Source organism: Gordonibacter faecis (assembly GCF_030077735.1).
GTDB classification, from domain to species: Bacteria; Actinomycetota; Coriobacteriia; order Coriobacteriales; family Eggerthellaceae; genus Gordonibacter; species Gordonibacter faecis.
The window spans coordinates 11,836-37,773 of sequence record NZ_JASJEU010000024.1 but is presented as its reverse complement, the minus strand read 5'-3'; the positions used below and the strand labels follow the sequence as shown (position 1 = coordinate 37,773).

Annotated in this window: 4 protein-coding genes and 1 pseudogene; 4 read left to right on the top strand and 1 reads right to left on the bottom strand. The window is 54.1% G+C overall.

What is annotated here, in order from left to right; translation table 11 throughout:
- Positions 1-18: 18 nt before the first annotated feature.
- The gene (locus QNJ86_RS12075) at positions 19-384 is read right to left on the bottom strand and encodes a hypothetical protein (protein ID WP_283832889.1); all 366 of its coding nucleotides are present in this window, start codon (positions 382-384) and stop codon (positions 19-21) included.
- Positions 385-937: 553 nt separating this feature from the next.
- Between QNJ86_RS12075 and QNJ86_RS12070 the strand changes: the two genes are divergently transcribed.
- The 4 genes and pseudogenes from QNJ86_RS12070 (at position 938) to QNJ86_RS12060 (ending at position 25,775) form a co-directional block, all read left to right on the top strand.
- Positions 938-8,983, top strand: a complete 8,046-nt coding sequence (locus QNJ86_RS12070; RefSeq protein ID WP_283832888.1) for a leucine-rich repeat protein — start codon at positions 938-940, stop codon at positions 8,981-8,983.
- Positions 8,984-9,431: 448 nt separating this feature from the next.
- A pseudogene (locus tag QNJ86_RS13945) lies at positions 9,432-9,857 on the top strand (leucine-rich repeat protein); the annotation flags it as partial.
- Positions 9,858-9,941: 84 nt separating this feature from the next.
- Positions 9,942-18,149 carry a leucine-rich repeat protein gene (locus QNJ86_RS12065; RefSeq protein WP_283832887.1) on the top strand — a complete coding sequence of 2,736 codons (8,208 nt, stop codon included), beginning with the start codon at positions 9,942-9,944 and terminating at the stop codon, positions 18,147-18,149.
- 876 nt (positions 18,150-19,025) lie between these two features.
- The gene (locus tag QNJ86_RS12060) at positions 19,026-25,775 is read left to right on the top strand and encodes a BspA family leucine-rich repeat surface protein (RefSeq protein ID WP_283832886.1); all 6,750 of its coding nucleotides are present in this window, start codon (positions 19,026-19,028) and stop codon (positions 25,773-25,775) included.
- The last annotated feature ends 163 nt before the right edge of the window (positions 25,776-25,938 follow it).

Below are 25,938 nucleotides of genomic sequence, written 5' to 3'. Positions count from 1 at the left end.
TCGGCGGCCGATGGCTACTCATTCGAAGAGATCCTCGTCGGACACGGCATCGGGATCGCTCGCTAGCCACTCGGCATAGCGCGCTTCGCCCATAACATCTTCCAGCGCAATCGATCGACGCTCGGGGTCGGCTTCGCCCTGGGAGAGGCGCGTAGCTGCAGCGTCGTAGAAGCGCTGCTGGCGTAGCTCTTCCAACTCAACTGCCAGCGATTCGAAAGTGTCGTAGTCGACGATGACGGTGTCGATGCCACTGTTGCGATCCGACACGTACAGGGGAGCCTGCTTGGCGCGCCGGCGCGCCTCACCAAAGTTCTTCGCGGCCTGCGACGACGTGATTATCTGGTCGCGACTGAAAGTGAGCTTTCCATCCTTAACTGCATCCATATCAGCCTCAATTCCGTACGAAATAGTTTCTTATAATACGGATTTTAACACGTATGTAGAAGTTCTTGAAGCACGTATTAACTTGTAAGACGACCGCATCAGATGAGAAGGAAGCATCTGATTTTGGATAACTTTGCCGTGATGCCATTTTGTGTAAAACTTGTGAATTCGTTAAGCTTGTGGTGAGTTAGCTACAGCATGGCTGGGAAATATGTTCTACCTGCGGTTATGACCTTGGGCGTCCTGGCTCTTTCTCATGATGGGGGAGCGCGGGCGCCCTTCACTTTCCCTTGGCGCGTGCTACTATGCCGAATATATCCCGCATTTGTGGGGTATGTGCATCGGGAAATGCACTGGCTTTTGGAGTAAAGGGACAAGGGAATGAATTGTAACCGTCGAGCTGTACGGCTCGGCAGGGCTGCGTGCGCAGTGACGCTTGCGTGTGCCCTGACGACCGGTACTCTGCCTGCATACGCGGGCACAACATCCGAAAACCTCCGGGGGGGGGGGGCTTTCTGAGCCTATAGACCCCGAAACCTCTGACGCTTCTGGCGTGGAGGAAGTTACTGATTCTTCGAACTCGAGTGGTGATACTGCTCAGTTCTCCCAACAGGTCCCACTCGACCAACCTTCCAACGAAAACAAAAACGAAAGTGCTCCTGCACAGGTTGCGGGTTCATCTGATGCGTCCGGCCAGGTAGCTGGCACGGTCGTGTTGCCGGCTGATGCTAACGCGGTGTCCATCGTGAGCGATGGCCTTGTTTTCGAAATTGACGATACCACCAAAACCGCGACTCTTGTGGGTTCGGCTGCAACACCGCCGAAGGGTGACCTGCTGGTGCCTGCCTCTGTGACCAGTGGTACCACCACCTACGAGGTAACTGCCATCGCGAAGAATGTGTTCGCGAAGTGTTCGGAACTCACTTCCGTGTCGCTTCCTGCAACCTTGCGCGAAGTGGACCCCGACGCAGTTGCTGGGTGCCCCTCGCTCAAATCAATCACCGTCAACAGCAAAAACGAAGCTTTCTCGGCTTCTGACGGCATGCTGTTCTCAAAAGACTACTCGAAACTCCTGCTCATTCCCGAGGGCATGGAGGGTGCTGCCAACATCCCCGGTTCTACAACTACTGTTCCCGCCCAGGCATTGTCCCGATGCCTTCTTATGGGCTCCTCACTCACTGCCGGGGATGGCAGCGCCGCATTTACTACGCTTAACGGGATGCTTTTTTCAAAGGACCTAAAGACCTTGGTTTCCTGCCCGCCGGCTATCGGGAACGCCGTCGTGCTACCTGCTGAAACGGAAACTATCGGCGAGTACGCACTTGCTGGTTGTAAAGACCTGACCGCAATCACCACGCTTGGGAACGTGCGTGAGATCAACCCGACGGCCTTCACCGACGAAGTCAAAGCCTCCGCTGTAGTGGCACTCCCAGCAGGGGAGAGTAAAGCTGTCTGGGAGCAAGCCGGCTTCCAGCATTTCGCCGAACCTGCCGCGCCCGGCGCAACAACTCGCTCCGAAGTTGATGCTGAAGACGCAAGCGGTCTCGTGTTTACCCTGCTTGATGACTACACCCTCTCAGTCACCTGGGAAGGTGCCGAAGATCCCGCCGCTGACCTTGAGATTCCCGCATCCGCCGAGATCAACGGCGTAAGCTATCGCGTGAGCACCATCGCCACCAACGCCTTCGCAAACCGTGGCTCACTAACCAGCTTAAAACTCCCCGCAAGCATCACCTCTATCGGTGAAGCCGCCTTCGCAGGCTGCGCGAACCTCGCAGACATTCAACTTCCCGGGAATCTGAACGAACTAGGCGAGCGCGCCTTCGAGGCCACGAGCCTCACAGACATCTGGCTCCCCGCGAGTGTACAATACATCGGCTCTCGCGCCTTCGCTTCCTGTGAGTCCCTGACTCGTATCGTTGCTCTCGGCACCCCGCAAGTAGCCGACGACGCCCTGGTGAGCTGTGCCAACCTCTCCATCTACAGCCCCTACAACCCAGAAGGCACCTACCCCTGGAACCTGGGCCTTATCGCGAATAACAACCATCTCATGCCCTATGGCCTCACTCTCTCCGAAGAGCCCCTCCACCTGGAGACAGGCCAATCCGCCAACCTCTTCGAAGGCACCTTCAACGAAGCCCCTGAACCCTGCGAAGTCTCCTACTCCTACGCCGCAAAACCAATTTCCGTCGACCCCGACGGCACTGTCACCGGTAAGGCCCCCGGCACCTCCGAAGTAACCGCCACCCTCACCCTCAACAATCACGAACTCGCCCGCGCCATCCGTACCGTAGAGATAACTGTAGCCTCCGAAGACGCAGGTGCCGATCTCCCTGCGAATTCCTTAACGCATGAAGAGTTCAAGGACAAAGATAGGCTCGCAACACCGATACCCCCCATTTCGTCATTCGCCCAATTGAATTCATCGATCAATCTTATGGCTGATGTTTCTGTTCCAACGGTGGGTTCCTCTTTTGAGCAGCAGGCATCCAGCGGCACCTGGTATCGCTATACCATCACAAACATTTCCGGCAACGCTGGACAAGTTGATGTGAGTAAAAGCACTGACGCGTCCAAGGCTCCAACTGGCGATATCGTGGTGCCTGAAGTGGTGACCTACGAGCAGGGCGGCTCGTCGTATACGTTTACCGTGACGGGTGTCGCTGATAGTGGATTCGCGAACTGTTCTTTCACGTCTGTCGCACTTCCGAATACGGTGAAAAAACTCTACGGAGCGGCGTTCGATAAGTGCGAAAAACTCACCACGCTTCCCGCTATGCTTGGTGTCGAAGAACTTCGTTGGAACGCATTTCGCGGTTGTTCACAGTTGAAGGATGCGATACTTCCCTCAACTGTGAAGTCTGTCGATGGGCTAGTGTTCGAAGCCTGTACATCACTCGAAACGATATGGATTCCGAAGTCAGTGACATCGTTCGGATCGGGCCCATTCGCTGGCTGTGAAAATGTTTCGTCTGTGACCGTAGAGGAAGGCTCGATGTTCCGCATTGTCAATGGGGCATTGCTCACGGGGGATGGGAAGAAACTTATCGATAGTGCGGCGGCGCGTACCTGCGCTGTTGATGGATGCTATGCCATTCCTGAGGGAGTTGAGATAGTCGGCAATGCGTCGTTCAAGTCGAAAAACTGGGTAAGCGCTCTTGTATTTCCGACGACGCTGAAGACCATTGATGAGGCAACCTTTGACCTGATGGGCGGCCTGAAGGAAATTCTTGATCTTTCGGGCGCTGTGGCATTCGATCCAAGTAATAAGTCGTTCTTACGCAGTGGGGATCCCGTGGTGTACTGCCCGGAGGGTGCAGTTGCGTCGTGGCAGGCTATGTCGGCGGCTGCCCAGGACTCTCCAGCCATCACCGATGCCGTTGCGTTTTCCGCAGGCCTTCCTGCAACGTTTGCTGTGCCGTCCAATTTCACGGAGGCAGCGCTTGAGCCTTCTTTGTCGATTCCTCAGGATTCGGCATTCGCGAAGGATATCACGTTCACCTGGTCGTATTCAGATGGCTTCGACTCCTTGGCGAAGTGTACACCATCTGCTGATGGCAAGCGGCTTTCAATGGTTCCCATAGCAGGTGCAACTGGGGAGTTCACTGCCTCTGCACAGATGACGTTCCGGGGAGGCGCTCCGCTGGCCTCGGGGTCAACAACCGTGCATGTAGCTGAACCCCACGGTGCTCTGCCTACTGTGTTCGATGCCCTCAACACCAACGAGACTAAAGCCGGCTGGTCTCTCAGCCCGGAAGGCGTGCTTAAGGTGTGGAGTGCGGAAGATGTCGCCGACTTCGGATGGGCGGACATCGACGTGGTGACGGATCATTGGAAGCCGTTCTGCGAGTACGTCAAAAGCGTGGACGTGAGCATTACGGGCACGCCGAGTATGGCGAAGTGGTTCCAAGACATGCACAACCTGACCGATGTCTCTCGGCTACTCATCCCCGATACTGTTAAAAATATCAAGCAGATGATGGAGCAGTGCACTTCCTTGACGACCGTGCCTGATACCTTTGTTATTCCTGCAGGAGTCGTGAATGCTCAATCTTTATTCAACTCCTGTAGCTCGCTGGTGGCGCTTCCCGCCGGGTTCGCGTTTGGGAATGCTGTGTGTAACCTTTCGTATATGTTCTCGGGGTGTAGCAGTTTGAAGAATCTGCCTGCAGGATTCTCAATCGCATTCAATGCAAAAGCATCCCAGGATGTTGAAGGCATGTTCTTCCAGTGCACTTCCCTCGAATCCCTCCCTGAGAGTTTTGTTTTACCTGAGAGTGTCACCAATACGGCGGGAATGTTTCAAGACTGTGTGCGACTCTCGTCGCTTCCCGAGCAGTTTCGCGTTCCGTCGTCGATATCCGCTGAGGGAACGGCGTGTCGGAACATGTTCGCCTCCTGCGACAGCTTGTTGATCTATCCGAAGAACTTCGGGTTATCCCGTTATGCCGCCGCGCAGTCCCATGTGTTCTATACCGCCACGCCAACTCCGCTGTACTACGCGGGCAGTGATGAGGGCATGCTCAGCATTACGGAAAGCCAATGGCAGGAAAATAATCGTACCCTTATCACGCCGCATGAAGGGTCGGTGGTTTTCAACCTATCTTCCAAAGATGGCAGCGCGTGGGAAGAATGGGGCGTGGTCGATCCGGGTGACAACGGTCTTGTGTCTGAGCCTGCCGTACCTGAGCGCGCTGGTGAGGTGTTCACCCTTTGGTACGCTGACCAGGAGTGTACAAAGCGCTACGACTTCTCGAAATCGCCCGCCGACAATGGTCTCTCCGTTGGTACAGACGGCAAGTTCGCCATCTACGGCACGTACGCGGAGGGCTCCTTCGGCGGTTCATTGTCCTGCGAACCAGGCACTGGCAGCGCTTGGTGGTCGCTCGCCGATGACGGCACGCTTTACATCAGGGGTGGCGGCACGGTGAATTTCAGCATTCCTGACGATGATGCGTATGGCAGCGCGTATGCATGGAGTCCCTACCGATCCAAAGTGTTTCGTGTATGCATGACTCCTTCCTTGAAGGCGAAGGGGATGGTGAACTGGTTCTACAGCATGCAGAAGTTGTCCGATGTGTCCGAGGCCTTCATCCCAGAAGGCTCTGTGACGCTGCATCGTGCGTTCATGGGATGTCGTGCCCTTGAAGCGTTGCCCGAAGGGTTTAGTATCCCTGACAGCGTGGAGAGTCTTGCTTCCGCGTTTGGTTCCTGCTCAGCGCTACGCTCGCTTCCTTCTACGTTCGTTTTCTCGGAGAAGAGTAAAATCACGAACGTCTCGGGCCTGTTTATTGGCTGCAAGGCACTTTCGTCCTTGCCCGAGGGTTTCACGCTTCCGGCCGGCGTGCTTCATGTGAAGAATGCGTTCAAGGATTGTCCGTCGCTCACCACGCTCCCCGAGGGCTTTTCCTTCCCGTCAACGGTAAGTGCTGATGATATGCTGTTTTTCTGCACGATTGCTGAGGGGGCGGCGCGCGTACCTACGTACTACACAGGCGATAACACCACGGTGCTCAACTTCGACTGGGCCAGCCAGAATCGCACGCTTGTTACCGATGCGGGGGACCGCAATGCGTTTACGGTCATCTATCGCGTCGGCAATGACGACGGCACATGGACCACGCGTTCGACGGCGCTTACAAATGACGCTGGTCTTGCGCCTGATTTGGGCACACCGTCGCGTGATGGCTACGGCTTCACCGGCTGGTGCAAAGATGAAGACTGCATGGTGCCCTTCGACTTCTCTCGGCCGCTCGACAGCGACCGCGAAATCTATGGCAAGTGGATCAAGTACGGCGGTCGCGACAAGGCCGTTGGAGAAGGCCAACTACCTGTCGTGCCTGACAGTGGCGAGGCGTGGTGGCAGATTACCAGCGACGGCACGCTCATGATCATGGGTGACGGCAAGGTGAAAGACTTGGGCTGGACATGGGATGGCTTTGAGAAGAACAATACCCATTGGTACCCTGTTCGTAACAGTGTACGGCGCATTGTCATGAGCGATTCTCTCCGTGCGGAAACCATGTATTGCTGGTTTCATCGCATGTCAAACCTTGTTAATATCGAGAAGGTGCATATACCAGACGATGTGCAGAGCATTAGCTGTCTATTTTTTGCCTGTAGTAATCTGGAAGCCATATCAGATAACTTCATTATTCCAGAGTCGGTTACCAATATGAACTCAATGTTCAACGGATGTTTCTCATTGCGTGATATTCCGGAATCCTTTCGCCTGCCCAGCAAGGTTACCACTGCAATTTGTCTTTTTCAGAACGCGTCTATACGTACCATCCCAGAGGCGCTGGGTAAATCTATTGCTTCCTCAACGAATTTGGAGGTTATTGATCGGATGTTTAACTCGTGCAGTGAGTTGGAATCGCTGCCGTCAACGTTCGCACTTCCTCAGTCCGTGAAGAATGCGGGCGGCCTTTTTAATGGATGCAGTTCCTTGAAATCGCTGCCCGAAGGATTCAAAGTGCCAGATTCAGTGGGTAGTTCGACAAACAGGATGACTAGCATGTTCTCGAGATGCGACAGTCTGACTTATTTGCCTGCGAGTTTCGATTTCCCTCTGGATGTAGCGAATGATTCAACGAACCCGTTTATGGCGGGCGGCACCGAGAAACTGAAAACATACTTTGCAGGTGGAGCCGATTCATCATCGAGTGTAAACAGCTACAACTGGGGCGGTCAGAACCGCGAGATCGTAACCACCGTTCCTGAGGATTCGGTGAAGGTGAGATTCTACCTGTCCGACAGCGCGGGTGCCTTTGGCGATGTTCCGTGGTTTGAGCAGCTTGCCAAAAAAGACGCCGCTCTGGACGAACCGATCGTTCCCGGGCGCGAGGGTGCCGCATTCCTCGGTTGGTATACCACGCGCGAATGCACAACCAAGTTCAACTTCTCAGACACCTTGACAACCGACACCAAACTCTACGGCAAGTACGCCGCCGCAGCAGGACTACTACCAACAGTTCGCGATGGCGCCACAGGCGAGGAAGCTTCCTGGTCGTTCGACCGCGGCACGCTCACCATCAGGTGCGATGTGGAGGGCGCGGAGATAATGACGCTCTGGAACTTGCCAGAAAACGGCGACATCAACAGCACGCCGCGCACCGGGTACTGGAGCCCACTGCGCGATAGGGTGGAGAAGGTTGTTATTGAAAACAACGTGCGCGTCCAGAATGATCTTCGTTTCTGGTTCTCTGGTATGACGAATCTGGTGGATGTGTCCGAGTTCAAGTTCCCCGCAGGAGCGACTGATGTTACCCACCTGTTCGCACAATGCTCAAGCTTAACATCGCTGCCCAACAATTTTGTTATACCTGATCACGTCACTAATTTGGATGGACTGTTCCTCGGAACCGGCCTGGAAAGCTTGCCGGCGTCGTTCAAGCTGCCGTCGAACGCCACAATCCTGTCGGCAACGTTTGGGAGCTCCAAGCTTACCTCGCTGCCGGACGGTTTTACGCTACCATCAAAAGCTGCGACCACCTCTTATATGTTTTCGCAAACGCCGTTGAAGGAACTTCCTTCGACGTTCAGACTTCCCGATGAGCTGGCGAATTGCGGAGCAATGTTTGAAAGCTGCACAAACCTGGTATCTCTGCCGGCTGGTTTTACCATTCCAGCTAAGGTGACCGACACGCGCAATATGTTCTACCAGTGCACGTCGCTTATGGCGCTTCCTGAGGGCTTTGTGTTTGCCGATGCTACTGTGTTGAAGAACGTTGCGGGTATGTTCTCGGGTTGCCTGTCTCTCACCACGCTGCCGGCAAGCCTCGACCTGCGCAGTGTGCCGTCCACGTGCGAGGGCCTAAGCAGCATGTTTAGCGTAGGAGCGCCACGTTCTACCTACGTGGTGGGGGGCGACCTTGCCAAGCTTGCCATTGCTGGAAATGATGCAGCATCATATTGGCTTGCGAACTACAAGCGAACGCTCGTAACCGATGTTGCCTCGCTGGGTGGTGCTGTAACGGTTACGTTCAAAACCAAGGTTGCCGGACAGGCTGACTGGTCAACCTATATGACGGTGCTTACGGATGCGTCCGGCAAAGTGCCTGATCCGGGAGCTCGTTCGCAGTTTGGCTACGCGTTCGATGGCTGGCGCACCGAGGCGGGGGAGGTGTTCAATTTTGGAGCGCAAACGCTCACGCAAAACACGGTGCTCTACGGCACGCTTACTCCCATCGTGCGGCTTGAAGTGCCTTCGAAGGTGCGGGTGAATGTGGCGGCTGACGGCACCCTGACGCCCGCTGTGGCGCGCGTCAGGTCGTACACGCCGGAGCCGGTTGCTTTCACGCTGGACTGCACTGAGGCGAATGCGGCTTCCGAGGTACTGCCACGTGCGGAAGATCGCGCCTCGCTTGCGGTGGAAGTGGGCGTTGGCAAGCGCACGTATCAGGTGTATTTGGGTGATACGGGAGTGGGCGGCAGTTCGTTCCGCGTGCCTGCGGCCACGGGGTCTGCGATGCCGGGTGAGTTGGAGCTTTCGCTCGGGCTGACGCTTCCGTCAGATGTTCGTATAAACTTCCTCGGCGACGGCTGGAGCACCGATGTCGCTCAGCTGACGTATCGAGCCGCAGTACTTGCCTCGTGAGAGCGCGATACTATTTGTGAAGAAACTGTGAATTAGCGGGTTTGCTGAAAAGTATCTTAGTTAACCTGCGCGGAATATATTCTACCTGCGGTTATCACCTTGGGCGCCCTGGCTTCTCCTTGTGATGGGGGAGTGAGGGTGCCCTTCACATTCCCTTGGCGCGTGCTACTATGCCGAACATATCCCGCATTTGTGGGGTATGTGCATCGGGAAATGCACTGGCTTTTGGAGTAAAGGGACAAGGGAATGAATGGTAACCGTCGAGCTGTACGGCTCGGCAGGGTTGCGTGCGCGGTGACGCTTGCGTGTGCTCTGACGACCGGTACTCTGCCTGCATTCGCAGACACTGCTGAATCCGAAAACCTCCGGGGGGGGGGGGCTTTCTGAGCCTCTAGACCCCGAAACCTCTGACGCTTCTGGCGCGGAGGGAGCTACTGATTCTTCGAACGTGAGTGGTGATACCGCTCAGTTTTCCCAACAGGTCCCACTCGACCAATCTTCCAACGAAAACGAAAACGAAAGTGCTCCTGCACGGGTTGCGGGTTCATCTGATGCGTCCGGCCAGGTAGCTGGCACGGTCGTGTTGCCCTCAGACACGGGCGCTGTTTCCATCGTGGTCGATGGCCTTGTGTTCGAAATTGATGCTGCCACTAGCACCGCGACCCTTGTGGGCTCGGCTGCGACGCCGCCTAAGGGTGACCTGTCGGTACCTGCCTCTGTGACCAGTGGTACCACCACTTACGAGGTAGCTGCCATCACGAAGAATGCTTTCACGAAGTGTGCGGAACTCACCTCCATTTCGCTTCCTGCAACCCTGCGCGAGGTAGACCCCGATGCCCTCATGGGTTGCACCTCTCTCAAATCAATCACCGTGAGCGCCAAGAACGAGACCTTCGTCTCGCACGATGGCATGCTCTTCACCAAAGATTATTCGCGTCTCCTGCTCATTCCCGAGGGCATGGAGGGTGCTGCCAACATCCCCGGTTCTACTATCTATGTTCCTGCCCAGGCATTTTCCCTGTGCCATCCGGGCTCCTCACTCACCACCGGGGATGGCAGCACCGCATTTGCATCGCTTAACGGGATGTTGTTTTCCAAAGATATGAAGACCCTCGTCGTATGTCCGCAGGTGGTTGGCAGGGCAGTTGTTCTGCCGGCGGAAACGGAAGTCATCGGCGAGTATGCGCTTGCTGGTTGCAAGGATCTCGCATCAATCACCGCACTCGGGAACGTGCGTGAGATTGATCCCACCGCATTCGCCGATGAAGTTAAAGCCTCCGCAGTGGTGGCGCTACCCGCAGGGGAGAGCAAGGCCGTTTGGGAAGCAGCCGGCTTCCAGCACTTCGCTGAGCTTGCTGAGCCAGGTGCGACTTCGCGCCCGGGAGCCGAGGCCGAAGCTGCCAGTGGCTTTGTGTTTACCCTGCTTGATGACTACACGCTTTCAGTAACGTGGGAAGGTGCGGAAGATCCTGCTGCTGAGGTGGAAATCCCTGTATCCGCCGAGATCAAAGGCGTGTCGTACCGTGTGAGTACTGTAGCTGCGAACGCCTTTGCAAACCGTGGATCGCTGACGAGCATGAAGATGCCGGCCTCCGTAACCTCCATCGGCGAGGCTGCTTTCGCAGGATGTGCGAACCTCACAAGCGTGAGCCTCCCCGACACCCTGCGTGAAATAGGCGAGCGCGCCTTCGAAGCCACGTCTCTTACTAACGTGTGGCTCCCCGCTAGCGTGCAAGCAATCGGCCAGCGCGCCTTCGCCTCCTGTGAGTCACTGACGCGCATCGTAGCCCTCGGCACGCCGCAAGTGACCGACGACGCCCTGGCGAGCTGCGTCAACCTCTCCATCTACTGCCCCTACAACGCAGACAACACCTACCCTTGGAACCTGGGCCTTCTCGCCAACAACAACCACGTGCTGCCCTATGGCCTGGCCTATTCCGAAGAGCCTCTCACTTTCGAAGTAGGCCAGCAAGCCAACCTCTTCGACAGTGGTTTGGCAGAAGCCCCCAACCCTCTGGAACTCTCCTTCTCCTACGCCGCCAAGCCCCTCTCCGTCGCCCCTGACGGCACCGTAACCGCCAAAGCCCCCGGCACCTCCGAAGTCACCGCCACCCTCACCCTTAACAACCAAGAACTCGCCCGCGCAACCCGCACGGTGGAAGTCTCCGCCACCTCTGCTCCACCTGTCGCGGAAGAGCAGCCAACTTCGAGCACAACAAGCGAACAAGAAGAGCCAGCGAACAACGAAGCGCCTGTGATTGATCTTCTCGCGCCGCTCAATGACGAGCCTTCGACAATTTCAATAACACAGACGCTCGCAACCAGCACAACATTTGAAGCCCTCGCCCCTTCAGGCCAGATGCTGCGCTATACCGTACTCGCCACGGAAGGGACGCCTTCGGTATCCGTGGCTGCGGCGAATACTGAAATAGCGGGCGATCTGGTCATTCCGGCAATGGTCGAGCATGAAGGCATCACCTATGAGGTGACAGAGGTGGCCTACGTCGGTTTCAAAAGTTGCTTAGCCCTCACCTCAATTAGTTTTGAGCCAAACAGCAAAGTTAAAACTATTCAAGTCAGTGCATTTAATAGCTGCCAGATGGTGCAATCCCTTGAACTACCTAAAAGTCTTGAGACCATCGGTACCAATGCCTTCATGTCGCTTTACTCCCTGAAATCGGTAGTGATCCCAGATTCTGTCACAACACTGGGTGCTGCGGCCTTCATGAAATGCACGCTCTTAGAAAACGTTGTAGTAGGTTCAGGCATCACGGAACTTTCCGACAATGTCTTTGCCCATACGCTCGCGCTTGAAGAAATGAGAATTCAGGGAAGTATTCCCGAGAGCTCTCTTCATCCCAATGCTTTTGGCGGCCACCCCATGGAGAATCTCAAGGTGTTCGTCAACTCCCAAATCGATAAGACTACTTGGGAGAAGGCTAATCAAACTAACGGATATGGCATACCGAACGAGAATATCGTGCTTGCGCAGCAGGAACTTTGCACGGTGACGTTTGAGGGCAATGGAGGCGCTCCTCAAAGCGTTCAAAGGCTTATTCCCAAAGGATCAACTATTCCTAAGATGGGCATGTCGAAGCCGGGAAATGGGTTTGCTGGCTGGTTCTTAGATGCCGACTGCACTCAGCGTTGGGACGCGTTGCAGCCGGTAGAAAGTGATATGAAGTTGCACGCGAAATGGGAACAAGACGTCGTTGACGGAGGCTTAACGTACCGCATGCGCCCGGACGGAAAGAGTCTCATGGTGTTTGCAGTGAGTCCTTCAGCGCTGTCGGGACGACTTGAGTTGCCTTCTTCGCATCGCTTAGGTGAGGAAAATTACGACGTTGTTGAAATAGCACCTGAAGCCTTCGTCGGGGCGAATATCGAACTATGCGTTATTCCGGACACAGTGAACGTGATAAGTGTGAGAGCCTTTGCGGGCTGCATGGCGTTAAAGTCGGTGCAGTTCTCGGCCGACTCGATGTTAGAGAAAATCGGGGTTAACTCGTTTTCCTATACTGGGCTTGAGTCTTTAAGCTTTCCTGAAAGCTTAAAGACTGTGGACGTGTCTGCAATCAACGGCAATACATTACTCAAATTGGTAGAGTTCGCCGAGAATTCGAGTTTGGAAAGCCTCTCCCTTACGGCCTTCAGCAACGATACCAGCCTTGAAAAGGTGAAACTTCCCGTGGGGCTACGCTCAATTGAGGAATCCGTGTTCGAGAACTGTTCGGCCCTTCGATCTCTAGAGTTACCGAGTTCTGTAACTCGAATTGGTCTCAAAGCATTCAAAAACGCAGGTCTCACGGCCGTATCGCTTCCGGCGGGACTGAGCGCTGTGGGCGCAGAAGCATTCGCCAACTGCGCTTCGCTGAGCGCAATCTTCGCGCCCAGCAGTTTCGCTGGTGCTGGCATCGCTGCGGCATTCGACGACGCGGCAAAAGGCAACGCCACGGTCGTATTGCCCGCAGTGTCACAAGATGGCAAAAACGAACCCTTTGCGACAATGGAAGAAGTCTGGACGAAGAGTTACAACTTCACCAAGTTCTCACCCATGAGCGGTGATCTGCCTACCGACAACAACACAACGAACGCCCACTGGGAATTTACCTCCGACGGCACGCTACGCATTTGGGCTGATCGCCAGGGTGCGGTCGTGCAAAATCTTGGATGGGGCTGGAAAGCGTGGTCGACAGGTTATTGGGGTCCGGTGCGCCCCTTTGTTAAAAGGGTTGTGATGGATGCAAACCTTGATGCACTCGATATTGATTTTTGGTTCGTCGAAATGCCGGGGCTGCTCGATATTTCGGGCGTGCGAATTCCAGTCAGTGCACAGAGCGCTCAAGGTACGTTTGCTTGCAACTCGTTCGAAAGTCTCCCTGAGAACTTCTCGCTTGCTAGTCTCAAAAAGATGCGTAACATGTTCCATTCCTGCCTAAACCTTAAAGCCTTGCCTGAAGGGCTGATTGTGCCTGACGATGCGAACGATTTGCAGGGAATGTTCATCAATTGTTCGAGCCTTGAATCTATCGGGGGAGTGCGCATACCCCGTTCCGGCACAAACGTAAATGTTCATGGCATGCTTTCGATGACGGCCATCGCTTCGTTGCCTGAAGACTTCACGGTGCCTGATTCAGTCACGCGTTGCAACGCTCTGTTTGATAAGTGCTCGAATCTCGTAAGCCTTCCCGATGGGTTCAGGTTGTCAAACAATATTACTGAAGAGAAGGGGGCTGAAGGTATATTTTCAGAATGCACTTCGCTTGAAAGATTACCAGAGGGCTTTGTTATACCCGATAACATTACCTCGACCTATGGCATGTTTCTCAATTGTTCGTCGCTTACGAGTTTGCCTGCAGGTCTGAAAATACCTTCAAAAGCCAATCTCTTTGCGCGCATGTTTGAAGGATGCACGTCGTTGGCGAGTTTACCTGCTGATTTTGATATGCCTACCTTTTCTATTGCTCCCAGTTGGTTGGCCGGAGTGTTTGCTGTCGAAGGTCCTGCGGTACCGCTTTTCTATCCAGGAAACAAAGACTCGGTGAGGAACTATCCTTGGGGTGAAGCGAACCGTACACTCGTGACTTCTGCCAGCCAACCTCAAGGTTCGAAGACTGTTACGCTCAACTTTATATCCTCGGATGACCCAGCCGGAGGGTCATATTGGACTACGGCCTACACCGATGAGTCTGGTTTGCTTACAGAGCCGTCAGCTGTACCTTCGCGGGTGGGCCACGTGTTCACGTTGTGGTATGCCGACCCTGGGTGCACGCAGCGGGTGGACTTTTCGAAGGCGTTCGAAGCTGATACCACCATCTACGGCAAGCTTGCACCGGGAACACGCGAGGGCGAGTTGCCCTGTCAGGCGAACTCGGGAAGTGCTTTCTGGACTCTGACTGATGAGGGCACGCTGTATGTCAGGGGAGGAGGAGTCATCCAAGGGTTTGGTTGGTTCGACAGCCCAGATGAGAAGACGAATCACTGGGCTCCGTATCGTAGCGACATCGTGAGCGTGCAAATGTGTCCCTCTATCCGCAATAACAACTTCTCCTATTGGTTTTATGGTTGCACGAATCTCACCGACATTTCAGGATTTGTGATGCCGGAGAACGTAGTGAACGTGGGCTCGCTTTTCCAGAAATGTAGCTCACTCAAGGTAGTGCCTGAGGGCTTCTCGCTGGCATCGAATACCATTGATACCTACAGCATGTTTGCTGGTTCGGCTATTGTTGCGCTGCCTTCGTCGTTTAAGGTGCCCGCTTCCGTGAGCAATCCTGCGGGCATGTTCTATCAGTGCAAAGATTTAGTGTCACTGCCAGCGGGTTTCAGCTTTACAAACCCCGAGGTTAAGCTGTTTAACGTGCTGCGAGACTGTCCATCGCTCACGTCGCTGCCCGACGGCTTCTCGTTCCCCTTGGATCGCGCTAACCATGCGGCTGACAATGGTGCAGCGCCATTCGGTTGCGACGTGGAATCGGGCGCTCCGCGTGTGGCGACTTATTACCAGGGCGACGATTCCAACGTGCTCAACTTCGACTGGGCCAGTCAGAATCGTACGCTTATAACGACGGACGATGGCGTGGCTGATAGGGGGTTGTATCCGGTTGAGTATAAGGTAATGAACCCGGATACGAACGTGTTTGAAACGTCAGCCTCTGTGTTCACTAGCGATGACGGCATAGTGCCCGATCTGGGGACTCTCCAGAGAGAAGGTTATGGGTTCATAGGTTGGTTCGCTGACGAGGATTGCCTCAAGGCGTTCGATTTCTCACGTCCGGTCGCGGAGGCAACGACGCTCTACGCCAAGTGGACCAAGCACGGCGGCAAGGGTACAGACGAAGGCCTGCTGCCCACCGAAAACCCCGACGGCACCACAGGTCAGGACGCCTGGTGGGGCATTGCCACCGATGGCGCCCTCCACATCGTGTGCGAAAACGGCAGCTCGGTCGCTCCGCTCGGGTTCAAATTCGACGAAGTGAGAGACAAGTATTGGGAGCCATACTCAAATGATGTTACTGCTGTTCGCATGGAGCGCAACGTAAAGGCACGCGATGCTGTGGGTTGGTTCAAGCGCATGCCTCTGACCGATGTAAGCAAGGGGTTCTTTATTCCGGAAAACTGTGAAGATGCGAGTTTCTTGCTTTACTTCTGTTCGAGTTTGCGAGTGCTTCCCGACGGTATATTTGAGGGTGTGAAAAACTTGAAGAGGGTGGGCGGCATGTTGCAGTCGTGCAGCAACCTAAAAACGCTGCCAGATGACTTTGTTTTGCCTACAACAGTTGAGGTGGCTTACTGCTTATTCTTCCAAACGGGAATCTCGGCACTTCCAGAAAACTTTATGTTGCACGAGGGATTAAGCCAGATGAAAGGCATGTTCTATTGGTGTCTTAATCTGACGTCGCTTCCTGAAAATCTGAAGATACCTTCAACGGCAACGAACATCCAAGAACTGTTTATGAATTGCCCTAAACTCACGACGCTTCCTGCGCATCTTTTAGAAAATGTTATCAAGATGCCAGAAAACGGAGCATTCCGGCAAAACTTAAAACAGAACTGGAATGTATTCGGGTTTAACGCGGTAACGTCGCCGAAGCCTGATCCACTACCGACGTATTTCCCTGCGACCAACGAGGAGATTGCCCTGGTGGGGAATTGGGAAACGGTGCAGCGCCGCACTATCGTGAAGGCCGGTGACTCTAATCGCCAGTATATTGCCAGCCTGCGGTTGCCCGACGCCACCGGCGCCTATCCCACGGTGTGGAAGAGGCTGTACGCGAATGCTAGCAACGTTATCGAGATTGCGCCAGCAGCTGCACCCCGCGCCTTCCAAACCTTCAAAGGCTGGTACCTGGACGAGGAATGCACAGATCCCGCCACATTCCCGCTGAAACTCGATAAGGACATCTACCTCTACGCACTCTACGAAACAACCGGCGGCACACTACCCACCATCAATCCCGACGGCACCGAGGGCCAGGGAGCCACATGGTCGTTTGATCAGGACACCCATGTCCTCAAAATCGAGGCCACCGTGCCGGGCGCGAAAATAAAGAAGCTGTTCCGGGCTCCCGTCGATGATGCCCATGATTCTCCAAGAACCAGCTATTGGTCGCCGTTCAGGGCGCATGTGCTAAAGGTTCAGATGAGTGATGGCATTCTTGTTGGTGGAGACGATGGAGCCTCCGGTGATATGGACTATTGGTTCTCCGGAATGTATGGCTTGAACAACATAAACGGGGTGTATGTGCCTGAGGGCACCGTGTCTCTCGATCATACGTTTAATATGTGCACATCACTCGCTGCCCTTCCGGGGACCTTTACGCTACCCGATTCGCTCACCAATATGACAGGCACGTTCAGAGGGTGTCAATTTAAAACGCTACCCGAGGGCTTTAAACTCCCACCATACCTGAAAAGGGCTGCTATCATCTTCGGCGAGAACCTCGAACTCGTGTCGCTTCCGGAGGGCTTCGCCTTGCCGGAGGGGGTAATTGACGCGAACTATCTGTTCTGGAATTGCCCGAAGTTAAAGCAACTGCCGAGTTCGTTTTTGCTGCCGACCAATCTTTCCAATGCGTCGGCCATGTTTGGTGGCTGCGCGGCTTTGACCTCGCTACCAGCTGGGTTTACCATCCCGGCAAGCACCAACCAGGAAAAGAAGATCGACCTCTCGAGCATGTTCACCAGATGTACGACACTTGCGGCGCTGCCCGAGGGATTCTCCATTCCGGATTCTTCTCGGGTTAGCGAGGTGACGAACATGTTCAGGGGCTGCTCGGCACTCACTTCGCTGCCAGCTTCACTTGATCTCACGGGGTTGCAAGGTGTGTTAGGCGTGGAGACGCTGTTTGCCCCCGCTGCTGATGCTACTGAGATTACTACTTACTACGCAGGCTCCGATCTGGCGAAACTTTCCGTCGATGGCGGCGATGCGGCTGCGACGGAGGCCTACTGGAAGACGAACTACAAGCGCACCTTGGTGGCTACCAACGGCGGGCAGGACATGCCGACGGGCATGTGCACGGTGAACTTCATGATCCCCGATACCACCGGCAACTCCAACTATACGCTGTGGCAAAGTGTGGTGGTGGCACAAGGCAGCACGCTGGTCGACCCGCAGTTGGCATCGCGCTACGGTGTGGCCTTCGAGGGCTGGTTTGATGGGGAAGGTAGCAAGGTGGAATTCGGCACCACAATCGAGCCGAACGCGACAACCATGACGCTGTACGCGCGCTTCACCGCTCCCATCCTGAAGGCAACGGCGCCCGCCTCCGCTAAGATCACGGTTGACGCGTCGGGCACTATCACCAAAGCGCCCCTGCGACTGACGTCTCAGACGGCTGCTCCCGTGAGGGTGGCAGGCGCGGTGGCTATTTCGAATGCTGAAGCTGACATGGCAGTAGCGCCAAGTGCTCTCGATAAACTCCACCTGATAGTAAAACCGCTGGTGGGAAAGGGGTTATTGGATCTCTATCTGGATGGGGTTCTTGTACCTTCGCGCCCGGATGGATTTGTCATTCCCACTGCCACAGGTCCTGCGAATCCTGGCGTGTTGGACTGCTCGATAGGTATTGAAGACCTCAACCCGACCGATGTCATCTTCTATCGAGATGGCTTCTCCACCGGCTTAGCCGACATAACCTTTACCTTCGAAATAGCAAACTAATCGTTATCCGCCGCCCTGTCTTTACTAGAAACGGGGTGGCGGTGTCTCGTGCTGTCGACGAGTAGAACAGCACCTCCCCATGTCATATTCCATTATCGAAAAGGTAAGTATTTTGAACATTCATGGGTATCGCGAAGTACAATAGCGACGGTGCTTCGTCGCCTGGGCAGCTTGAGAGATTGGAGTTGCCATGGATGTTCAAACTGTTATTGCGGTCTGTGCAGTATTTACTGTTGTTCTCGGAATCGTAAGATTGGGCTCTAAAAGGGATAGATAACGACGAACAGCGTTTGGTAGGTACGTTAGGTTAAAGAAATAGGCCGGGTCTCCGTCGAAAGTTTCCCGGCCTTGCCAAAACACGCTGCCCGGCTTGGCGGGGCACCGATGGCTGTATTTTAGCACGTCCGCTCCCTTCTTTCATCTCCTGTGTTTGTCAACAATTTATGAAGAAACTGTGAATTTGCATGTCTGTTGAAAAGTATTATGCAGAACATGTGCGGAATATGTTCTACCTGCGGTTATTGGTTCTTGATGGGTTGTGTCTTCCCTTGACGGGCGCCTCCGGCCCCTCTTCACATTCCCATTTCGCGTGCTACTATGCCGAGCATATCCCTCAGTGAGTGGGGTACGTGCATCGGGAAATGCACAAAGAATTTGGAGTAAAGGGACAAGGGAAATGAATAATCGTCGAGCTTTGCGGCTCGGCAGGGCTGCGTGTGCGGTAACGCTTACGTTTGCTCTGGCGACCGGTACTCTGCCTGCATTCGCAGACACTGCTGAATCCGAAAACCTCCGGGGGGGGGGGGGCTTTCTGAGCCTATAGCCTCCGAATCCTCTGACGCTACAAGCGCGGAGGGTGCTTCTGAATCTCCGAATGTGAGCGGCGATGCTTCGCAGTTCTCCCAACAGGTCCCACTCGACCAACTTTCTTCCAACGACAATCAAAACGAAAACTCGCCCGTGCAGGACGCGGGTTCTACTGGTGTGTCCGGCCAGGTAGCAGGCACCGTTCCGCTGCCTGAAGGTGCATCCGAATCCATTGCCTCAATTGTGGCTGATGGCCTTGTCTTCGAAATCGAAACCACAGCCAACACCGCTAAGCTGGTTGGCACTGCCGTGACACTGCCCAAGGGTGACCTTTCGATTCCGGCATCGGTAACCAGCGGGTCAACCACCTACGAGGTAACTTCCATCGCGAAAGAAGCTTTCGCGAAGTGTCCGGAACTCACCTCAATCTCACTTCCTGCCACCCTGCGCGAGGTAGACTCCGACGCAGTTGCGGGCTGCTCTTCTCTCAAATCAATTACTGTCAGCAGCAAAAACGAGGCCTTCTCGGCTTCTGACGGCATGCTCTTTACCAAAGACTACTCTCATCTCCTGCTCATTCCCGAGGGCAAGGAGGGCGCTGCCACCATCCCCGGCCAAACAACATACGTCCCCGCTCAGGCATTTTCCCGGTGTCTGAGCTCCTCACTATCTGCCGGGGATGGCAGCGCCGAATTCAAAACGCTCAACGGGATGCTTTTCACGAAAGACCTCAAGACCTTGGTTGTCTGCCCGCCGAAGGTAGGAACTGCTGTCGTGCTTCCCACTGAGACAGAAACCATCGGCGAGTACGCGCTTGCCGGCTGCAAAAACCTCACCTCGATCACCGCACTCGGGAATGTGCTTGAGATCGACTCGACTGCCTTTGTTGATGATGTCAAAGCCACCGCTGTTGTCGCGCTTCCCGCAGGGGAGGACTACGACGTACGCAAGGCTGTCTGGGAAGCGGCCGGCTTCCAACACTTCGCCGAGCCTGCGGAGCCCGGTGCAACAACGCGCCCAGAAGCTGAGGCCGAAGATGCCAGCGACTTCGTGTTTACGCTGCTTGATGACTACACCCTCTCAGTCACCTGGGAAGGTGTAGAAGGCCCCGCCGCCACCCTCGAAATCCCCGCATCCGCCGAGATCAATGGCGTGTCGTACCGTGTGAGCACCATTGCCGCTAACGCCTTCGCGAACCGCGGCACGCTGACCAGCGTAACCCTCCCTGCCACCGTGACCTCCATCGGCGGGGCCGCCTTCGCTGGCTGCGCCAACCTCACAAGCATCCAACTCCCCGACACCCTCCGCGAACTAGGCGAGCGCGCCTTCGAAGCCACGAGCCTCGCAGACATCTGGCTCCCCTCCAGCGTGCAATCAATCAACTCCCGCGCCTTCGCCTCCTGTGAGTCCCTGACTCGCATCGTCGCCCTCGGCACACCACAAGTAGCCGACGACACCCTCGCAGGCTGTGCCAACCTCTCCCTCTACTGCCCCTACAACGCAGACAACACTTATCCCTGGAACCTGGGCCTCATCGCGAACAACAACCACTTCAACCCCTACGGCCTCACTCTCCCCCAAGAACCCCTCACCCTCGAGGTAGACCAACAAGCCAACCTCTTTGAAAACGCCCTCGCCGAGGTCCCCGAAGCTTGTAAACTCTCCTTCTCCTACGCCGCCAAACCAATCTCGGTCGCCCCTGACGGCACCGCCACCGCCAAAGCCCCCGGAACCTCCGAAGTCACCGCTACCCTCACTCTCAACAACAAAGAACTCGCCCGTGCCACCCGCACCATAGAAGTCTCCGCTGCATCCGAAACATACAACTTCCCGGATACAAACGCTGGAACAGAAAAGCCCAATTCATCCAACTCCGAAACCGGTATTGCCCAGTTGAGCCATGTGATGCCTCTTGCTACCGATGGACAACCCACTGACACTTCGGATCCGAAAGAAGGCGAATGGGGTAACTGTACGTGGGTAATTGACGAACAAGGCTGTCTGACCATCTCCCCGAAGTTGGGGACTGATGGCGTGCTGGGTAGTGTCGATAAGTCTGAAAAAAATATCCCCTGGTACACCCAGCGTGATTTAATTAAATCGTTGCGGATTGAGGAAGGTGTGAAGGGGGCACCAGATTCTTCTCGCCTATTTTGGGGTTGCGTGAACATGGAAACAGCGGATGTTTCTGGCTTCGACACCTCAGATGTCACAATTATGTTTAACATGTTTCGCGATTGCTCCGCTCTTAAGTCACTCGATCTGAGAACATTCAACACTTCAAAAGCAGAGGACATTGCCCAGATGTTTTACGGAGCATCAGGCCTTACCTATCTTAATGTTTCCTCGTTCGATACCTCAAATGTAAAAGATATGTATAACCTCTTTCGCGGTTGTTCTAGCCTTGAATCGATCGACGTATCTAACTTCGATGTCTCAAACGTAGACCTCATGTTCGACATGTTTTACGATTGCGCAAGCCTGAAGTCGGTCGATGTTTCTCATTTTAAGTGCACGAATGCCAGCAGCGTTTATGGCATGTTCTACAACTGCTCAAGTTTGACTTCACTTGATCTGTCGAGTCTTGACATCTCGTCTGTTGCCAACATAGGAGGTCTTTTCTACGGATGCTCCAACTTGCAAACGCTGATACTTCCCGAGACGTCGACCGCCGGAGCAACGTCTATGGCAAGTATGTTCCTTGGTTGTTCAAGTCTGACCGAACTTGATTTGTCTCGCTTGAATACGTCGAATGTCCAGCTCATGAGCAATATGTTTAACGGCTGCTCAAGCTTAAAAGAGATTGACGTGTCGGGGTTTGATACGAGGAATGTAACCAGTATGTATGGCATGTTCCTTGGATGCTCAAGCCTCAAAAGGCTCGATCTTTCTTCGTTTAACACACCGAATCTTCAGTACATGGGCTATATCTTTAGCAAATGCTCCAATTTGGAATCCATTGACGTGTCTGGCTTAAACACCTCGCGTGTAGAAGACATGTATTGGACGTTTGATGGCTGTTCAAAATTAACCTCTATCGATGTGTCGAATTTCAGTACCGATAGTACGACTAGCATCTATGCGATGTTCCAAGATTGCTCAAGTCTTGTTTCTCTTGATATTTCGCATTTCACTACACCGCTGGTGATAAATATGGGCAGCTTATTCAATGGCTGCTCAAGCCTTCACGAACTGAATATATCAAATTTCAATACGTCGTCGGTACAATTCACGCACAAGATGTTCAACGGGTGTGCAAGTTTGCAGAGCGTCGATCTCTCGCATTTTGTTACAACGTCTTTGACGTCGATGTTCAGCATGTTTGAAGGATGCGCAAGTCTTACATCAATTGACCTACGTAGCTTCGACACTTCTGGAGTTACGAATATGAGGAACGTTTTTAGGAACTGCTCCAACCTAGCTACTTTGCGTCTTCCCAATGATTTTATAGGACCGCTATCTACCAATTGCACTTCGCTCTTTGAGGGATGTTCTTCGCTGTCAAGGCTTCCTGAGGGATTTATAGTTCCTCAAAGTGTTACCGCTATGGACTACATGTTTAAGGGATGCCAAAGTCTTGTGAGTTTGAGCGAGGATTTTGATTTTCCCTTTGAGGCTGCTCTGTCTTCGGCTGAGCCATTTCAAGCAATGAGGGAAGGAGATACGGCGCGTCTCAAAACGCTGTACCAGGGTACGAATCCTCACATTTTGAATTTTGATTGGGAGGGTCAGGAACGTACGCTGGTTACCGATGCTTCAGGTATGGAAGACGGTGGTATCTGGCAAGTTACGTTTAAGGTGCAGTCCTCGGATGAAGCATTGGGATTCCCGTGGGAAACCCTTTCAGTGATCTGGTCAAATGAAGCTGGAGAAATTGTCAAACCTGATGACCCTGTGCTTGACGGCTACATCTTCAGTGGTTGGTGTATTGACGAAGAGTGCACGCAGCCGTTTGATTTCTCGAAGCCGCTGACCGAAAGCAAGACGCTCTACGGCACGTGGCTCACGCATGGTGGTCGCGGTACGGTGGAAGGTGCGTTGCCGGTTCAGCCTGACACCGGTGAGGCGTGGTGGCACATTGCGGTCGACGGAACGCTCTCGATATGTGGCGATGGGGTTATAGCTAACTTCGGATGGACGTGGGAGAATGGAGCGCCTGACGCCCAGTATAATCTTCAGTATTGGGGGCCGCACCGCGGCGATGTGAAACGAATTGCAATGGCGCCGACGGTTGGCGTGGCAGAAAGCATGGACTTTTGGTTTGCGCACATGCCACAGCTTACCGATGCCTCTCGCTTCTTCGTGCCTACGACCGGGGTCACCAGCCTGGGGAACCTGTTTGTCTCGTGCTCGCTGCTTGAAAAACTTCCCGAGCCCTTTATCATTCCGGATACCGTGACTGCGGTGGACCACGCCTTCAACTATTGCAATAAGCTGAGCAGCTTGCCGGCAGGATTTTCGCTTCCTGATGGCGTGAATAGTGCAGCGTACGTCTTTGCTCGGACGGGATTGACTTCCATACCTGAAGGCTTCAGCGCGCCGCGTGATCTTATTAACGGCGAAGGTATGTTTGCGGAATGTGGCTCGCTGAAGGCGGTTCCGACCAGCTTCAACCTGACGACATGCACCAAGGTGGAAAATCTCTCGTTCCTCTTCTTTTCGTGTCACGCACTGGATGCGCTTCCGACCGGTTTCTGCATACCTGCTTCTCTGAAGAAGGTAACGAACATGTTCTTTGATTGCGGTAGGTTGCGGTCGCTGCCGGCAAGCATGAAGCTTAATTCGTTGAGTGCTGAAGCGCTTCAAAAGGCTAACACTATGTTCTCGTTCTACGACCAGGCTAAACCAAGTTCTCCTGTGAAAACCTATTATGCGGGTAATCCAAGCGACATGATGGATGCAGCGTTCTGGAGCAGCCAGTCTCGCGAACTTGTTACGTCTCTTTCGGGAGAGTTTGCAGTTACGCTTATGGTGTCCCAAGAGTCTGGCGCTTTCCAGGAATGGAAAACGCTTCCTGTTGCTGCCAATGCAGCGATGGCGGAACCCGTTGCGCCCGAACGCCAAGGGTTTGTTTTCCTCGGTTGGTTTACCAGCGAGAAGGGTGATGTGAAGTTTGACTTCTCGCAACCGATTACTGCGAATACAACGTTATATGGGTTGTACCAAAAGGCCTCCGGCCTGCTACCCACCACCGGAACTGCTGGCAACCACGATGCCTCCTGGGAACTCACCGACGATGGTACGCTGAAGATCCACTGCACCGAAGGAGCGGTGATCGACGACTTTGGATGGACGTGGAATAACGACGTGATGAACGTCTTGCCCATGGAGCACTGGGGCACGCTGCGTGACAGAGTGAAACGCGTTCAGATGGATGCGTCGGTGCGCGCCACCAGCATGGCGTTTTGGTTCGCCGGTATGAGTTCGCTTGTTGATGCAACGGGGATGTTCATTCCTGAGGGCGTGAACAGCGTGGAAAGCCTGTTCGCCAACTGTATTAATCTTACGGATCTTCCCACCAATCTTGTGATTCCTGGCACAGCGAAGACGGCGTTGAAAATGTTTTCGCACTGTGAATCAATCGCAGCCTTGCCGTCGCAGCTCAAGGTAATGGATGGTGTCGAATGCGTTTCTTATATGTTTGACAATATGGCGAGTCTCACAACACTTCCAGCGGGCTTTACCCTGCCTGATAGTGTGACGGATGTCTCAGGGTTGTTGCATGTGTGTCCGAACTTCAAGTCGCTGCCGGCGGGTTTCAATATTCCTCCAAACGTTATGGACATAGCGTCGATGTTTTACGAGTGCCGCTCGCTGGAAGCATTGCCCGTTGGGTTTAGAATTCCGCCAAACTGCCTGAACGCACAAGCTGCTTTCTATTGCTGCAACAGCCTAAAGTACCTCCCCAATGGATTTACGATCCCATCGAGCCTGACGAATATTGTGGATATGTTCACGCAGTGCAATGAACTGATGGTTCTTCCAGCCAGCATTGATCTGACGGCGATTTCCGACGAAGCGAAAGCTGGTCTTGATAGCGCCTTCGTATGCTCCGACCCGGTAACAAATCAGCCACTTTCTTATAGCGTGACCACATATTATGCGGGGGATCCGTCGCATATTCTCGATCAAACATATTGGGATTCGCAATACCGTACGCTGGTGACGGATCCTGCCGATTTGCCTGAAGGTGTAAATATCGTTTCGCTTAAGACCAAGCTTGCGGGCGAGCAAGGATGGACCGACTATGCCAGTTTGCTCTCCACGAGTGAGAAGAAGGTGATAGATCCTGGCGTGCCCGATAAGTTCGGCTATTCCTTCGGCGGTTGGTATACCGACGAGACGTTTCAGGAAATGTTTAATTTTGAAACGGGTATTATTGAGCAGCCAACCACTCTGTATGGCGTGTTTACCTTGCAGGTAGATTTGGACGTACCGCTTTCGGCAAAGGTGGAGGTTGATTCGTCCGGTAAGGTGACGCCCGGTGAGTTTGATATAGTTTCGAACACGCCGCAGAAGCTGCGTGTTTCGCAAGTCTCAAGCCAGAAGGCCAATGGGGCTGCGGTGCTGTTCCCCGTGGAGGGCGATTCCGCGAAGGTGAGCCTTGATATTAAGTTAGGGAATAAAACGATGACCCTTCCGATAGAAAACGGCAGTGATGAGTATATCGTCACCTTAGCCGCTGCCTCGTCAGGGAAGCCGAGTGTGTTGGATGGCTCCATCGGACTGAACCTGAATGGCGCGCAGTTGGATTATCAACCAGGCGAGGACATCACATCGCTCACGAAACTCACCTGGACAATTGAGGTAGCTGGGTAACCCTACTATAAATAGGTAAGTGTCTGCGTTGTTTCGCATGTAGGAGGGAGGTCGCTCAAGCGTGGCCTCTCTTTTGTTGTTGCCGCTTGGCAGGCGTGCTTCCGGTGTTTCATGTGAAACATTTGTTTGGGTGGCTTGGGGTTTGTTATACTGGCGGCAATGT